At 69.8% G+C, this 1,232-nt stretch carries 1 protein-coding gene; it reads left to right on the top strand.

Features of this window, described 5'->3' with window-relative positions:
- Positions 1-1,186: IS66 family transposase (tnpC, locus tag ACIA5D_RS51765; protein WP_396038127.1), on the top strand; the 1,186-nt coding region annotated here is incomplete at its 5' end.
- Positions 1,187-1,232 lie beyond the last annotated feature (46 nt).

The raw sequence follows: 1,232 nt of genomic DNA, 5'->3' as shown, positions 1-1,232 counted from the left end.
AGGCCAGGATGGTGTCACCCTGGAACGCTTCGCGGGTCCGGACGTGGTGATCCGGCATCTTCCGCAGGTGTGTGCCGGGTGCGGAGACAGCCTGGCCGGCGCGGTGGAGGCTGACATGACCTGGCGGCAGCTCATCGATGTCCCGCCGGTGAAACCGCAGGTCACCGAGCATCAGCTGATCACCCTGGTATGCGGGTGCGGGCACCGGACCACCCCGGCCACGCCGCCGGAAGCGGTCGCGCCGATCGCGTACGGGCCCCGGTTGGCCGGGATCGGGGTCTACCTGCTGCACGGGCAGTTCCTGTCCGTCTCCCGCACCGCCGCCGCACTCAAAGACCTGTTCGGCGTGCCGGTCGCGGCCGCGACGGTGGCCGGCTGGGTGAAACGTACTGCGTTCGGGATCATCGAGCGGGTGCTGCCGGTGATCGCCGGACGCATCGCCGCTGCGCCGGTGGCGCAGTTCGACGAGACCGGGATGCGTACCGCGGGCCGTCTCGCCTGGCTGCACTCCGCGTCCACCAGCACCGACGTGCTCCTGGCAGTACATCCGAAACGGGGCACGAAGGCGATGGACGCGATCGGGATCCTCCCACGCTTCTGCGGGGTCGCGGTCCATGACGCCTGGGCGCCGTACGACACCTACACCCACATGATCCACGCATTGTGCAACGCCCACGCCCTGCGCGAGCTGATCTACGTCACCGACACCGCCACCGGCCCGGCCACCGACCACGCCGCGCAGGCCATCACCGCTCTGCGCTGGCTGAACCGCCTCGCCATCGACGCCTGCACCGCAGGCCAGACCCCCGACCCCGACACCATGGCCCGTTACCAGCTCATGCTGCGCAGCGCGGTGATACTCGGCGCTGCGGCCACCGCCGAACGCGTCGGCAAACTCCAGCGCAAGCATCACGCCCTGTTCGTCCGCCTCCGCGACCGCCGCGACGACTACCTGCGTTTCGTCACCGACCCGGCCGTCCCGTTCGACAACAACCCGGCCGAGCGCACGATCCGCATGCCGAAACTACGCGTCAAGGTCTCCGGCAGCATGCGCACCCTGACCGGAGCCGAGCACTTCGCCGCGATCCGCAGCTACACCGCCACCGCCGCACGGCAAGGCATCGACACCCTCGACGCCCTCATCCAAGCCGCTACCGGCAACCCCTGGATCCCCGCCACCGCCTGACCACAGCCACCACCGGGCTCCGCCGTGCGATTCCCACACACCCAAA

The sequence above is a fragment of the Actinoplanes sp. NPDC051513 genome (assembly GCF_044454685.1).
Lineage (GTDB): Bacteria > Actinomycetota > Actinomycetes > Mycobacteriales > Micromonosporaceae > Actinoplanes.
Note: the sequence above shows the minus strand (reverse complement) of the source record. Positions and strands in the feature narration are given on the sequence as shown.